Source organism: Williamsia limnetica, assembly GCF_003217475.1.
Classification (GTDB): Bacteria; Actinomycetota; Actinomycetes; order Mycobacteriales; family Mycobacteriaceae; genus Williamsia; species Williamsia limnetica.
In genome coordinates, this window is the sequence record NZ_QJSP01000010.1 from 235,117 (window position 1) to 249,427 (window position 14,311).

Below are 14,311 nucleotides of genomic sequence, written 5' to 3' on the forward strand. Positions count from 1 at the left end.
GATATCTAGCGAGTTGCCGACATGCTCTTCGGTCCGCGGCCCAGGGCGACGATGCCCGATTGGGCGATCTCCCGGATGCCGTACGGATCGAGCATCTTCAGCAGCGCCTCGAGCTTGTCCGGGGTGCCGGTCGCCTCGACGGTGATCGATTCGGGCGACACGTCGATAACTTTCGCACGGAACAGGTTCACGACCTCGATCACCTCTCCGCGCGCCGATGCGTCCGAGCGCACCTTGATCATCATCAGTTCGCGAGCGACCGAGGTCTCCGGATCTTGCTCGACGATCTTGATCACGTTGATCAGCTTGTTGAGCTGCTTGGTGACCTGCTCCAGTGGAAAGTCCTCGACCGAGACCATGATGGTCATCCGCGAGACACCTTTGAGTTCGGTGGCGCCGACGGCGAGTGACTCGATGTTGAAGCCGCGCCGGGAGAACAGCGAAGACACGCGGGCGAGTACACCCGGTCGGTCTTCTACGAGCACGCTCAGGGTGTGATGGGTGGTGGTCACTGCTGCTCGCCTTTCTCGTCGGACTCGCGCTGCGAACCGACCGCTTCGACCCCGCGGACATTGCCCGCGGTGGCCTGGGGATCCTCACCGGACTCGGTGGACGCTTCGGCATCGTCGTCGAACAACGGCCGAATGCCACGGGCAGCCATGATCTCGTCGTTGCCGGTGCCGGCAGCGACCATCGGCCACACCTGTGCGTCGGCACCGACGACGAAGTCGATCACGACCGGGCGGTCGTTGATGGCACGCGCCTCGGCGAGCACGGCATCGACGTCTTCTTCGCGCTCACAACGCAATCCGACACATCCGAGCGCTTCGGCCAGCTTCAGGAAATCCGGGATGCGCACCGACGTCTCGGTGTTGTGGGTCGACAGATTCGTGTTGGAGTACCGCTCTTCGTAGAAGAGTGTCTGCCACTGCCGGACCATGCCCAGGTTGCCGTTGTTGATGACAGCGACCTTGATGGGGATGCCTTCGATGGCGCAGGTGGCCAGTTCCTGATTGGTCATCTGGAAGCAGCCGTCGCCATCGATGGCCCACACCTCGGTGTCGGGCATGCCCTGCTTGGCGCCCATGGCGGCGGGCACCGCGTAACCCATGGTGCCCAGTCCACCCGAGTTGAGCCAGGTTCGTGGCTTCTCGTAGGAGATGAACTGCGCCGCCCACATCTGGTGCTGTCCGACACCGGAACAGTAGATCGCGTCGGGTCCGGCAGCCTTGCCGATCGCCGAGATGACGAACTCCGGCGACATCGAACCGTCGGCCGGACGGTCGTAGCTCAGCGGGTATGTGCGCCGGATCCCATCGAGGTACGACCACCAGGTACTCAGGTCGGGCGCGGCGGTCGTGGTGGCGCGCTCGTCGCGCACCGCCTCGACCAGTTCGGAGATCACCGCACCGCAATCACCCACGATGGGGACGTCGGCGTGGCGGTTCTTACCGATCTCGGCGGGATCGATGTCCGCGTGGATCACCTTGGCGTCCGGTGCGAACGAGTCGAGCATGCCGGTGACGCGGTCATCGAAGCGGGCGCCGAGGGTGATCAGCAGATCGCTACGTTGCAGTGCGGCCACCGCGGCGACGGTGCCGTGCATTCCTGGCATTCCCAGATGTTGCTTGTGGCTGTCCGGGAAAGCGCCGCGGGCCATGAGGGTGGTGACCACGGGGACGCCTGTCAGTTCTGCGAGTTCGAGCAGCTGCGCGGAGGCATTGGCCTTGATGACGCCGCCGCCCACGTACAGCACGGGTGAGGTGGCTGCCGCGATCAGCCGCGCCGCCTCACGCACCTGCTTGCCATGCGGCTTGGTGACCGGCCGGTAGCCGGGCAGGTCGAGTTGCGGTGGCCACGAGAACGTGGTCTGCGCCTGCAGCACGTCCTTGGGGATGTCCACCAAAACCGCGCCGGGACGCCCGCTTTCGGCGATGTAGAACGCCTCGGCCATCACCTTGGCGATCTCGGCACCGTTGTTGACGAGGAAGTTGTGTTTGGTCACCGGCATGGTGATGCCGGAGATGTCGGCCTCCTGGAAGGCATCGGTCCCGATGAGCGAACGACCCACCTGACCGGTGATCGCGACAATGGGCACCGAATCCATCTGGGCATCCGCGAGCGGGGTCACGAGGTTGGTGGCACCGGGACCCGAGGTGGCGATGCACACTCCGACGCGACCGGTTGCCTGCGCGTAGCCGGTGGCCGCGTGACCCGCGCCCTGCTCGTGGCGGACGAGGATGTGGCGGACCTGCTCGGAGTCGAGGAGTGGATCGTAGACCGGGAGCACAGCGCCGCCGGGAATGCCGAATACAGAGGTGACGCCGAGCTCTTCGAGGGCGCGCACTACCGCCTTCGCGCCGCTGACACGTTCCGGCGCTACGGTGCGACGGTTTGCGGCCGCGGCCGCCGTTACTGGCGAGCCGTTCCCCGACTGGCGCCGCGGTGCTGCGGGCCCTTTGGCCTGCTGCGATCCCGGACCGCCTGGGTGCGACCCCGGCTGGGTGCGTGCTGCTGGTGCGCTCACTGCACTTCCCTCTGCTCTGACGACGCGGCGCGGGGCCGAGTACGTCGGTGGACAACAAAAAACCCCCGACAGCAGGTGCTGTGCGAGGGTGGCGCGTCGATGCTTTGTGAGTACTCGTTGTACTCGGTCAGGCGTTGACGCGCCGGCCGAGTACGAGAATCTGTTTTTGCATCACAATGAGCCAGGCTAGGGCTGTGTGCTGCGATGAGTCAAACTTGACCACCTCGCATCCCACATGATGGGACACACCGCGCGGGATGAAACAATGGGGCCGTGTCTGAGCCCCAAGTCATCGAGTTGCCCGCGGAGTTCCGCATTCACCCGATCGCGTACTTCGCCGTCTTCATGATGGGTGTTTCCGCGCTTGTCCTGGCCGGTGTGTCGCTGCCCTACCTCGGGTGGACGCTGGCTCTACCGATCGTGGTGGCCGTCTGGGTGCGGCGACTGCGGACCATCGTGACCGAGGACGGCGTGACGTCGGTGACCCTGCGTGGGCGCAGGTCGGCGACGTGGGAGCAGATCTCCGGATTGCAGTTCCCACGGTGGGGTGCGGTCCGTGCTGTGCTCGACGACAAATCACATCTCATCCTGCCCGCCATCAGCTTCCGCGACCTACCGCGTCTGTCGGCCGCGAGCCGGGGACGCATTCCCGACCCGTACGCCATCGACAGTCCGGACGCCGAGCGCATCGACGTCGACAGCACCGGCTCAGCGGCGGCGCCGAAGAAGGCGGCCGAAGAAACCGGGGCGACGGCAACCACCGAGTCCGCAGCGGACGCCTCTGATCCGGCCGACAAGGGCGACAGCAAGACCTCGGAGTAGCCTGACTTGCGCAAGTTCTCCCCCTCCCAGCCCTGAGGCGGAGTCGACCCGAGCCAGTCGAGGAACGAACAGCCATGCCGCAGTTGAGGTCACGCACAACCACCGTCGGTCGTAACGCAGCCGGAGCGCGTTCGCTCTGGCGCGCCACCGGCATGACCGACGACGACTTCGGCAAACCGATTGTGGCGATAGCGAACTCGTACACCCAGTTCGTTCCCGGACACGTCCACCTCAAGGACGTCGGGGAGATCGTCGCCGACGCGGTCCGTGCTGCCGGTGGTGTGCCCCGCGAGTTCCACACCATCGCCGTCGATGACGGAATAGCGATGGGCCACGACGGGATGCTCTACTCGCTGCCGAGCCGCGAGATCATCGCCGATTCCGTCGAGTACATGGTGAATGCGCACACCGCGGACGCCCTGGTCTGTATCTCGAACTGCGACAAGATCACCCCCGGCATGCTCAACGCCGCGATGCGACTCAACGTCCCCACCGTGTTCGTCTCCGGCGGACCCATGGAGGCAGGCAAGGCCGTGGTCGTCGACGGCACCGTGCATCCGTCGTCGGATCTGATCACCTCGATCTCCGCCTCGGCCAACGACGCCGTCGACGAGGCGGCACTCCGAGAGGTCGAACTCGCGGCGTGCCCCACCTGCGGATCATGCTCGGGCATGTTCACCGCCAACTCGATGAACTGCCTGACCGAAGCGCTCGGTCTGGCGTTGCCGGGCAACGGGTCCACACTGGCCACACATGAAGCGCGACGCGGACTGTTCACCAAGGCAGGACAGGTGATCGTCGATGCGGCCCTGCGCTACTACCGCGACGACGACGAGTCCGTGCTTCCCCGGAACATCGCAACTCCCACCGCTTTCCGGAACGCCATGGCGCTCGACGTCGCGATGGGCGGATCCACCAACACTGTGTTGCACGTGCTCGCCGCCGCACAGGAGGGCGAAGTCGAGGGCTTCGACCTCGGGGTCATCGACGACATCAGTCGCAAGGTGCCCTGCCTGTCGAAGGTCTCCCCCAACTCCGATTACCACATGGAGGACGTCCACCGGGCCGGCGGAATCGCCGCCATCCTCGGCGAACTGCGTCGCGCCGGACTCATCGACGACACCACCAGCACCGTCCACTCTCCGACCCTCGCGTCGTTTCTCGATGACTGGGACATCCGCAGTGGCACCGCCACCGACGAGGCGCTGGAGCTGTTCCACGCCGCTCCGGGAGGGGTGCGCACCACGACGCCGTTCTCGACCGAGAACCGCTGGGAATCCCTCGACACCGACGCCGCCGGTGGGTGCATCCGCGATCTCGAACACGCGTACACCGTCGAAGGTGGCCTCTGCGTTCTCAAGGGCAACCTTGCCGTCGACGGGGCAGTGCTGAAGACCGCCGGTATCGACGAGGACCTCTGGCACTTCCAAGGCCCCGCCCGCGTCGTGGAATCACAGGACGAGGCGGTGCAGGTGATCCTGAGCAAGACCATCAAGGCGGGCGAGGTCCTGGTCGTCCGCTACGAGGGACCGGCCGGCGGTCCCGGGATGCAGGAGATGCTGCATCCGACCGCGTTCATGAAGGGCACCGGTATGGGCAAGAAGTGTGCGCTCATCACCGACGGCCGGTTCTCCGGTGGCTCATCGGGACTCTCGGTCGGACACATCTCCCCCGAAGCCGCTGCAGGTGGGGTCATCGGACTGATCGAAGACGGCGACCAGATCCTGATCGACGTCAAGACTCGCAAGCTCGAAGTCCTCGTCGACGATGAGGTCCTCGCCGATCGCCGGGCAAAAATGGACGCCGCCGAACGACCGTGGCAGCCCAGGGAGCACCGCGAACGTAAGGTCACCACCGCGTTGCGCGCCTACGCCAAGCTGGCCACCTCAGCGGACAAGGGCGCAGTTCGCCAGGTCGACTGACCCGATTGCGGTGGGTTCTGGCGACTGTTTCCGCAGGTCGCGGTCGCCAGAACCCACCATCATCGGGCTACTGGGTGGGGTTACCCGGCGATTCGAACGGGTTGGTGCCGTTGAAGAGGAACCAGATGGCGACCGGTGCCGCGATACCGACAATCAGCCATGCGACCGAACCGATGAACGGTCTGGTCGCCCAGCCGCGTCCGAAGTCGAGCGAGATGCGGCCCGGCCCGGTCAGGATGATCACCGCGGCAGCGAGACCGAGGAACAGTTCGTACTCGATACCGCCGCCGGTGAAGTCGGGGTCGGCGGCGAAGAACCAGACACCGCCGGCGAGAGTCGCCTTGTAGGCCGCGGCGACGGTCATCACGCCCAGCACCGCCGAGCCTGCGATCGGGGTCAGCAGGCCGAGCACCAGCATGAGTCCGCCGATGGTCTCCGACAGAGCGCCCAGGATCGCCAACGGCTTCGCGGCGTCGGAGCTGAACCCGATGTTGGTGTTCGCGGCGTTCAAGAGGTAGTCCTCGAACCCGCTGAGACGCGGACCATTCCACCAGCCGAACAGCTTCTGACTGCCGTGCGCCATCGCGATCAGTCCGACGCCGACGCGAAGTAGCAGCAACCCGAGATCGAGGGTGCCGCGGCGGGCGGGGACCTCTGTGACGAGCGGCTCGATGGGTTCGGGTTCAGCAGGCCCACGCAGCGCGAAATCGTCGTCATCGTCGTAGCGGGGCGGCGGTCCGTACTCGCGGTGGAAGTCGTCACGGTCCACGACGCCCGCCGGGATCCGGGTGGTGTGTGCCGACGGCGCACCCACGACATCCGTGTCCTGATCGGCGACGTCATCGCGGACGACCTGCCCCGTTCCGGCAGAACCGGTCACCGGCCGCTTACGCAGCGTGGGGATCTGCTCGGTCTCCTCGAGGTCCTCGTCGAACCGAGCCGCTTCATCCTGGCCTGCCTTGTCCGAGCGGTACGGGGCGTACCCGTAGGCACCGGTGTCACCTTCGGCCGGGTACGGCTCGTTCGCCCGTGTCACGGGCAGTTCGATCTGTTCGGTGGGCTCGTCGTATGGGCTCGACCCTTGGCCGTCGGGATCTCGTTCGGTCACCCTAGTGACCTTAGAGGCATGTCGGTCGAACGCATCCTTGCCCTGGGCACGGCGCGCCCGATCGGAAGTTTCGCCACGCCCGATCAGTAGTGTGGACGCCATGACAACGCCCCACCGGTCTGCTATCGCGCGGATCGTGATCATGCTGGTGGCGGCCGCCGTGATGGTGACCGGATGTTCGGATGGATTCGCCGAACAAGACCGTAACCGGGAGGCCGGCGATTTTTCCACCAACGTCAATCCGCCGATGCAGCAGCCGGAACAGCCGCCGCCGAGCGCGCCCCCGACCGATCCCGGCGCACCGACGGGGCCCTGTCCCGATCCGGATCCGACCGTGATCGCCACCTGTCTGGACGCAACCAGCGGTCTGATCGCCGCCAGTGCGGACGCCACGTCGACCGTGGTGGCCCAGCGCACGAGCGGCAAGATCGTGCGCACCAAACGCGGCGGGCCGACGGTCGACATCGCTTCTTTCGAGGTCGATGCCTCCGGCGACGGCGGACTCCTCGACTTCGCTCCGTCCCCCGACTATGCGCAGGACCAGTTGATGTACGCCTACATCACCACTCCCACGGACAACCGCGTGGTGCGGCTGGCACCAGGCGACGTGCCGAAGCCGATCCTCACCGGGATCCCGAAGGGCGACACCGGCAACATGGGCACGATTCATTTCAAGAGCCCGGGCGAATTGCTGGTGGCCACCGGAGACGCCGGCGACCCCGGTGCCGCTGCTGATCCGGGCTCACTGGCCGGAAAACTGCTGTCGGTGACCGATCTGTCGTCGGGGGGCAACACTCCCCCGCGGGTGCTCACGAGCGGCCTCGGGCAGAACCCGGCGTTGTGTCCGGACGTGGTGACCGGCGCGCTCTATCTGAGTGACCGGGCTCCAGCGGAGGACCGCCTGCAGCTGATCAGCCCGACCGGAGTCGGACGCACCCTGTGGACCTGGCCGGACAAGCCGGAAACCGCAGGATGCGCAGCGGTGAACGGCGTGATCATGGTGTCGCAGACCAGGACTCAGCGACTGCAGGCCATCACCGCGCCGACCGAGGAGAAGCCGACGACCGCCGAGCCCATCACCGTCCTCGAACGGCGTTACGGCGCACTCGGTCGCCTGACCGCCGTTCCCGCCGGCCTCTTCCAGGTCGGAACCGTCAACAAGCAGACCGGTACCGCGGGCCCCACCGACGATCGGGTCATCATCATCCCGATGCCGCAGGGTGCCGCCGACACCAACGTCTGACCTACTGGCAGGCAGCCAGCACAAGCTCTTTCACGCGGCCGGGGTCGGCCTGGCCGCGGGTGGCCTTCATGACGTCGCCGACGATTTTCCCGGCTGCGGCGACCTTGCCGCTGCGGATCTTCTCGGCGATGTCGGGGTTGTTCGCGAGGGCTTCGTCGACGGCCTTCTGCAGGGCCGAATCGTCGCGCACCACTTCCAGCCCTTTGTCGGCGATGATCTGCTCGGGTTCGCCCTCGCCGTCGAGGACCGCCGTGACCACCTGCTGGGCAAGCTTGTTGGTCAGCTTCCCCTCGTCGACCAAGGCCACGACCTTGGCGACCTGAGCGGGGGTGATCGGCAGATCGGCCAGCTCGGTGCCGCGGGTATTCGCCTGCTGCGCAAGGAAGGACACCCACCAACCGCGGGCCGCCTCGACGGGCGCCCCGGCGTCGACGGTGGCGATGATCAGGTCGACGGCACCGACGTTGACGAGGTCGCGCATCACCTCGTCGGAGACACCCCACTCCTGCTGGATGCGGGCCCGGCGCAGCCACGGCAGCTCGGGCAGGCTCGCACGGATCTCTTCGATCCAGTCCGCGGCGGGCTGCACCGGCGGTAGGTCGGGCTCGGGGAAGTACCGGTAGTCGTCGGCGGTTTCCTTGCGCCGGCCCGCCGAGGTGGAGCCGTCGGTCTCCTGGAAGTGGCGCGTCTCCTGAACGATGGCCGTGCCTGCGAGCAGAAGCGCTGCCTGCCGGCGCATCTCGTACCGAACCGCGACCTCGACGCTCTTGAGCGAGTTGACGTTCTTCGTCTCGGTCCGCGTGCCGAACTCGGTCGCGTCCTTGCGCATCAGCGACAGGTTCGCGTCGCACCGCATCGAACCCTGATCCATCCGCACATCCGATACGTCGAGTGATTTGAGCAGGTCGCGCAGCGCAGTGACGTACGCGCGGGCGACCTCGGGGGCCCGGGAGCCCGCACCCTCGATGGGCTTGGAGACGATCTCGATGAGCGGCACGCCGGCCCGGTTGTAATCGAGCAGCGAGTGGCTCGCCCCGGAGATCCGGCCGGTGGTGCCGATGTGCAGGGACTTGCCGGTGTCTTCTTCCATGTGCGCGCGCTCGATGTCCACGCGCCATGTGGTGCCGTCGTCCAATGCGACGTCGAGGTATCCGTCGTGAGCGATCGGGTCGTCGTATTGCGAGATCTGATAGTTCTTCGGCTGGTCCGGGTAGAAGTAGTTCTTCCGCGCGAATGTGCTCGACGGGCGGATGGAACAGTTCAGCGCGAGGCCTATCCGGATGGCCGACTCGATGGCCTTCTCGTTCACCACGGGCAGCGATCCCGGCAGACCGATGCACACCGGGCACACCTGGGTGTTCGGCTCGGCGCCGAACGTGGTGGGGCAACCGCAGAACATCTTGGTGTTGGTCCCCAGCTCGACGTGGACCTCCATACCCATCACCGGGTCGAATTCCGCGATCACATCGTCATAGTCGAGCAAGTCAGTCATGCCACGAGTTTAACCGGCTGCCGCGGCCCGGAATTGGTGGGTTCTGGCGAACAAAAGGCCAGGTCGACCTCGCCAGAACCCACCAAGACCGGACGCCGGGTCAGCCGAAGAAGGCTGCTGCGTCCTCGTAGCGGTTCTGTGGGACGAGCTTGAGTTCCTTGGTCGCCTCACCGATCGGGACCAGGCCGATGTTCGGGCCCTGCAGGCTCACCATCATCCCGGTGTCACCGTTGTGCGCGGCGTCAGCGGCATTGACGCCGAATCTCGTGGCGAGCACCCGGTCGTAGGGGGTCGGCTTACCACCGCGCTGGACGTGGCCGAGCACGGTGGTGCGGACCTCTTTGTTGATCCGACGCTCGATCTCGATCGCCAGTTGCTGTGCGACACCGGTGAACCGTTCGTGGCCGAACTCATCGAGTCCGCCCTGAGCCATCGAGAAGGTGCCCTCCTTGGGTTTGGCACCCTCGGCAACGACGCAGATGAAATGCGAATCACCACGTTGGAATCGGCGTTTGACCAACCGGCAGACCTCCTCGACGTCGAAGGGCTGTTCCGGGATCAAGATCATGTGCGCGCCCGAGGCGATCCCGGAATGCAGGGCGATCCAGCCGGCGTGGCGTCCCATCACCTCGACCAGCATCACCCGCTGATGCGATTCCGCGGTGCTGTGCAGCCGATCGATCGCATCGGTGGCGACGGTCAGCGCGGTGTCGAACCCGAACGTGACGTCGGTGCAATCGATGTCGTTGTCGATGGTCTTGGGCACACCGACGACCGGCACTCCCTCATCCGCCAGCCAGCTGGCCGCGGTCAGCGTCCCCTCACCGCCGATGGGGATCAACACGTCGATCCCGTTGTCGTCGAGGGTTTGGCGGATCTGGTCGAGCCCGGCCCGCAGCTTGTCCGGATGCGTCCGTGCGGTTCCCAGCATCGTTCCGCCCTTGGCGAGCAGACGATCATTGCGATCGTCGGCGGCGAGATGGATGCGCCGGTCCTCCAGCAACCCTCGCCAGCCGTCGAGAAATCCGACCACCGCCGAGCCGTAACGCACCTCGCTGGTTCGGACCACAGCGCGGATCACCGCGTTCAGGCCTGGGCAGTCACCGCCACCGGTAAGCACTCCAATGCGCATTTGGTGTCCCGCTCCTCGTCTGACGAATATCGTTTCTGCGGTTCGACGGGCATCTGCGCCGCCGGTTCAATTGTGCAACTCATCCCCGGGTCTCCGCTGACCTACCGGCGTCGGGGGTGGTCAGCGCACTGCGACTTCAGGTCAGCGCACTCCGTTTTCATACGCGTAGACCACAGCTTGTGCGCGATCACGTAGATGCAACTTCGACAGCACGTTGCTGACATGGGTCTTGACCGTCTGTTCGGCCACGAACAGGTGCCCGGCGATCTCCGCGTTCGACTTGCCCTCGGCAACCTGTTCGAGCACCTCGCGCTCGCGCGGGGTCAGGCCGGCGAGTTCCCCGGGTTCTGCTCTGCGGATCCGATGCCTGCTTGTCACCTCGGCGATGAGCCTGCGAGTGACCGACGGTGCCAGCAGCGCCTCGCCGGCGGCCACCACACGTACCGCCCGGACGAGTTCCTCGGCGGGCGCGTCCTTCAACATGAACCCGGACGCCCCGATCCGCAGGGCCTGATAGACGTAGTCGTCGATGTCGAACGTGGTGAGCATGAGGATCTTGCTCTGCACCTTCGCCGGGCCGGTCAACAGCTGCTCAGCGGCGGCCAGCCCGTCCAACTTGGGCATCCGGACGTCCATCAGCACGACGTCAGGATGCAACTCGCGTATCGCGGTGACCGCCGCCTGCCCGTCTGCCGCGTCGCCGACCACCGAGATGTCGGACTGGGCGCCCAACAGGGCACCGAAGCCTTGCCGCACCATCGCTTGATCGTCTGCGATGAAGACCGTGATCGACACGACCCCACCCTACTTTCAGGCCGACTCGGCGACGGGACCCCACTGCCCGAGGCCCGGCGTCCCGATTGCCCGCAGCGGTAGCCGGGCGCGGACCACGAAACCGCCGTCGGGTTGAGGCGCCGCCGACAGCACCCCGCCGACCGCTTTGGCGCGTTCGAGCATTCCCGGAATTCCCTGACCACCAGACGATTCCAGATTGATCGGGCTGGCGGTCGGCACGGTGTTCCGGACCACCACGTCGAGGTCGTCACCGGATACCGACAAGTCGACGTCGACGCGGGCTCCGGCGGCATAGCGGGTGACGTTGGCCAGCGACTCCTGGACGATGCGGTATGCCACCAACGCGCAGGCATCCCCGACGTGTTCGCCGGTGTCGAGCGGTCGGTAGCTGACGTCGACGCCGGCGCCCCTGGTGGCCGCAACGATTCCTTCGATGTCCGCGATCCCCGGGTTCGGATTGCGCGCATACGCTTCCGCACGAGGTGAATCATCTTCGAGCCGAAGAACTCCCAACATCACGCGGACCTCGTCGAGGGCCTCACGCGCGACATCGGCGATCGCATCGAACTCAGCGGCCGCCGCGTCCCCCACCCCGTCGATCCGGTACTTGGCGGTTTGTGACTGCACCACGACCACCGACATCCGATGTGCCACAACATCATGAAGGTCTCGGGCGATCCTGGTGCGCTCTTCCAAGACCGCGTTCTTCGACTTCTCGGTGTCTTTTAGCATCGTCTGCTGCGCCAACTGCGCCCGCGACCGTAGAATGATCCGGATCAACACGCAGATCACCCCTGCGATGGTCAGTCCCACCACCCAGCCGTCCTCGGCTTCCGGCGGCGCCGCCATGTACACCACGACGCACGAGACCGCCCAGAAGACCGGCAGCAATCGCAACGGCGCTCGCAGATAAGCCAACACCGTCAGCACCAGCAGCTCGATCAGGTGCACCACCTGGATGGTGTAGTTCCAGTCATCGATGCGATCGACGGTGAGGCCGATGACCTGTGCCGAGATCACCGAGATCGCCCAGCCCAGGGTCGGGTTCGACCATCCGAACATGATCGGCAGCGCAGCGAATGCCGAGATGATCGGCAACATGGCCGGCTGCACCTCATGCGTCAAGGCCAGGGTCGGCCAGGCAATCGAGTACATGATCAATGCGAGGAGGGTGAAAACGAGGTTGATCTTCTGACCCAAGAAGTGTGCGACCGCCGGTTCGGTGGCGATCGGCAACCTCTTGGCCTCGTCCACCACATAGTCGGTGGCGGCATTCCACAGTCTCATTGCGCTCACGGTAGCCACCGAACCCTCATCGGTCCTCATACCTGAGAGGGAGATACGGCCTGACTTTCGGCGCAGCCACCGAGGGTGAGCTCACGCCGCGAGGTCGGTCGCAGTCCACTCATCCGGCTGATGTGGACACGTGCACTCGATTTCTATGTTGATCCCATGCACGCAGTACGAAGTCGAATGTTGTTGTCCAGCTTGGCCGCGACGTTTGTCGTCGCCCTCGGAATGTGGCCTGCGTCCGCAGCGGCGACAGCCACCGGATCCTACGCCGACACCGCCGATCTCTACACGCCCGCGGGCGCCGCGGTCGCAGCGCTCGTCGGCCCGGATCCGGCACGGGCCGTGGCCGTGCTGCCCGCTGATTTCGAGGCGGAGATGGGCTACCGACCGGAACTGATCGACGGTACGCCTACCGACCCCGCCGGCGACTGTTCGTCACCGATCCCGTTGCCCGACCGATTCGAGCACCCGTGCAAGGTCCACGACTTCGGCTACGACCTCTTGCGGCTCGCCGCGAGACACGGCACACCGCTGGGCGGCTGGGCTCGTGTAGCACTCGACCGCATGCTGGCACAGGAGATGCACCGGACCTGCAGCAATCCGATCTGCGACTGGGCGGCCGACCTCGCGCACACCGGGGTCGCCTTCAACACCTGGCGCCAGCGAGAGCGCGCCCCGGGGGCGACAGAGTCGACGACCGCCATCGTCGCGTCGACGTTTGTCCGCGGCGGCGAAGAGATCGCGGCGTCGGTGGGTCTGCGATGACCGCGCCGCGCTGGCCGCATCCCTACACCTGTGTCGGCGCCCTGATGGGCTCCGCGCTCGCGTCGGCCCCGGGCTCTCTACCGCGGACTGGTCTGGTCGCGGGACTTCTTCTTGCGGCGTTCGGGATCGTGGGCGCTCTGTTGGGCATGGTCGCGGGCCACTGGTGTCCGTGCGGCGACCGACCGCGGCGCATCGCGGCCGCGGTCGCCGGCACCCTCGGAGTCGCGTTCTTCACCGCGATGGTGTTATGGCAGAACGATCTTCGAAATGCCATGGACACCCCAGCGGTCGACGCATACTGGATTCTGACCGCGCTGGCCCCGTCGGCGGTCGTCGCGGCGGCGTGCGTACTCGGCCGGCGGACTCGCGCGACGGTCGCGGCTCTGGCCGCGGCCGCGGCGCTCACGGTGATGCCTTCACCCGCCGCGGCGAACGGTTCCGCCGATGCGGTGGCCACCACTTTTGTCAGCGCACTCGCGCAGCCGTCCTCGCTCCGTGTCTACGGCGCACTCGACCACCACGACGACAACGATTTCGATGCCCGCGCCGCGGCCGCCGTGCACCGATGGCAGGTTGCGGGAGGCCTGCGACGCGGGGCAGTGGTGGTCGCGGTCCCCACCGGGTCGGGGTGGGTCGACGCCGATGCGATGGCGGGATTCGAGGCACGGTTCGCAGGCGACGTCAGTGTCATCGCCCTGCAGTACAGCGACATCCCTTCCTGGCAGGCCTTCCTCGGCAGCACCGGACCCGCCCGCGCGAGTGCCGTCGCCGTGGTGGCCGCGCTGGTGGACACCATCGACACCGCACCGCAGTCGCTGCGACCCGACATCTATGTCTACGGCCAGAGCCTGGGGGCGGTAGGGGCCGACTCGGCCCGACGGTGGATAGAGGCGCACGCCCCGCACTCCCTCTGCCACACAGTGCTGGTCGGAGCGCCTGCCGGTACGGCCGCGCTCGCGGCGACGCGGACCACGGTGGTCGCGAACGGATCAGATCCAGTCGTGAAGTGGTCGCCGCGACTGTTGTGGCAGCCACCGGAAGTGCCGCCGACGATCAGCAAGGACGTACCGACGCCACCGTGGTTTCCGGTCGCCAGTTTTGTGCAGGCCAGCGCCGACCTGATCGGAGCGCTGTCGTTCCCCGCCGGACACGGACACCAATACGGCATCGAACAGGGGCTCACCGTCCCCAGCTGCCCCCGGTAGACCGAAA

General features: G+C 66.3%; 12 protein-coding genes. 5 read left to right on the forward strand and 7 right to left on the reverse strand.

The genetic code is table 11. From position 1 onward, the window contains the following. Positions 1-5: 5 nt before the first annotated feature. Both ilvN and DFR67_RS18140 read right to left on the reverse strand, forming a co-directional pair. Complete coding sequence (gene ilvN / locus DFR67_RS18135) at positions 6-512, reverse strand: acetolactate synthase small subunit (RefSeq protein ID WP_084894248.1); 507 nt, start codon at positions 510-512, stop codon at positions 6-8. After that, on the reverse strand, positions 509-2,527 hold the full coding sequence (locus DFR67_RS18140) for an acetolactate synthase large subunit (protein WP_110470877.1): 2,019 nt from the start codon (positions 2,525-2,527) through the stop codon (positions 509-511). Before DFR67_RS18140 ends, ilvN begins: the two co-directional genes overlap by 4 nt. 273 nt (positions 2,528-2,800) lie before the next feature. Here DFR67_RS18140 and DFR67_RS18145 point away from each other — a divergent pair, with 273 nt between their 5' ends. Next, positions 2,801-3,349, forward strand: coding sequence for a PH domain-containing protein (locus DFR67_RS18145; RefSeq protein WP_110470878.1), 549 nt, complete (start codon positions 2,801-2,803; stop codon positions 3,347-3,349). 74 nt (positions 3,350-3,423) lie between these two features. Then, positions 3,424-5,271, forward strand: a complete 1,848-nt coding sequence (ilvD, locus tag DFR67_RS18150; RefSeq protein ID WP_110470879.1) for a dihydroxy-acid dehydratase — start codon at positions 3,424-3,426, stop codon at positions 5,269-5,271. 67 nt (positions 5,272-5,338) lie between these two features. Here the strand turns inward: ilvD and DFR67_RS18155 are convergent, their stop codons facing one another. Continuing rightward, positions 5,339-6,379, reverse strand: coding sequence for a DoxX family protein (locus DFR67_RS18155; RefSeq protein ID WP_245938021.1), 1,041 nt, complete (start codon positions 6,377-6,379; stop codon positions 5,339-5,341). Positions 6,380-6,479: 100 nt separating this feature from the next. On the opposite strand from DFR67_RS18155, the gene DFR67_RS18160 reads away from it, so the two are divergent. Then, entirely contained in the window at positions 6,480-7,622 is a 1,143-nt protein-coding gene (locus DFR67_RS18160; protein ID WP_110470954.1) for a PQQ-dependent sugar dehydrogenase, read from the forward strand. A 1-nt stretch (position 7,623) separates the two neighbouring features. Here the strand turns inward: DFR67_RS18160 and gatB are convergent, their stop codons facing one another. The 4 genes from gatB to DFR67_RS18180 form a co-directional block, all read right to left on the reverse strand. Continuing rightward, positions 7,624-9,114, reverse strand: coding sequence for an Asp-tRNA(Asn)/Glu-tRNA(Gln) amidotransferase subunit GatB (gatB, locus tag DFR67_RS18165; protein ID WP_110470880.1), 1,491 nt, complete (start codon positions 9,112-9,114; stop codon positions 7,624-7,626). A 100-nt stretch (positions 9,115-9,214) separates the two neighbouring features. Beyond that, positions 9,215-10,246 carry an ATP-dependent 6-phosphofructokinase gene (locus DFR67_RS18170; protein WP_110470881.1) on the reverse strand — a complete coding sequence of 344 codons (1,032 nt, stop codon included), beginning with the start codon at positions 10,244-10,246 and terminating at the stop codon, positions 9,215-9,217. 141 nt (positions 10,247-10,387) lie between these two features. Next, positions 10,388-11,041, reverse strand: coding sequence for a response regulator (locus tag DFR67_RS18175; RefSeq protein WP_110470882.1), 654 nt, complete (start codon positions 11,039-11,041; stop codon positions 10,388-10,390). A 15-nt stretch (positions 11,042-11,056) separates the two neighbouring features. Further along, complete coding sequence (locus tag DFR67_RS18180; protein WP_158539986.1) at positions 11,057-12,328, reverse strand: sensor histidine kinase; 1,272 nt, start codon at positions 12,326-12,328, stop codon at positions 11,057-11,059. 165 nt (positions 12,329-12,493) lie between these two features. Between DFR67_RS18180 and DFR67_RS18185 the strand changes: the two genes are divergently transcribed. Beyond that, entirely contained in the window at positions 12,494-13,099 is a 606-nt protein-coding gene (locus DFR67_RS18185) for a hypothetical protein (RefSeq protein ID WP_245938022.1), read from the forward strand. Further along, a complete protein-coding gene (locus DFR67_RS18190) occupies positions 13,096-14,304 on the forward strand; it encodes an alpha/beta-hydrolase family protein (RefSeq protein WP_110470884.1) in 1,209 nt (402 codons plus the stop codon). Before DFR67_RS18185 ends, DFR67_RS18190 begins: the two co-directional genes overlap by 4 nt. Positions 14,305-14,311 lie beyond the last annotated feature (7 nt).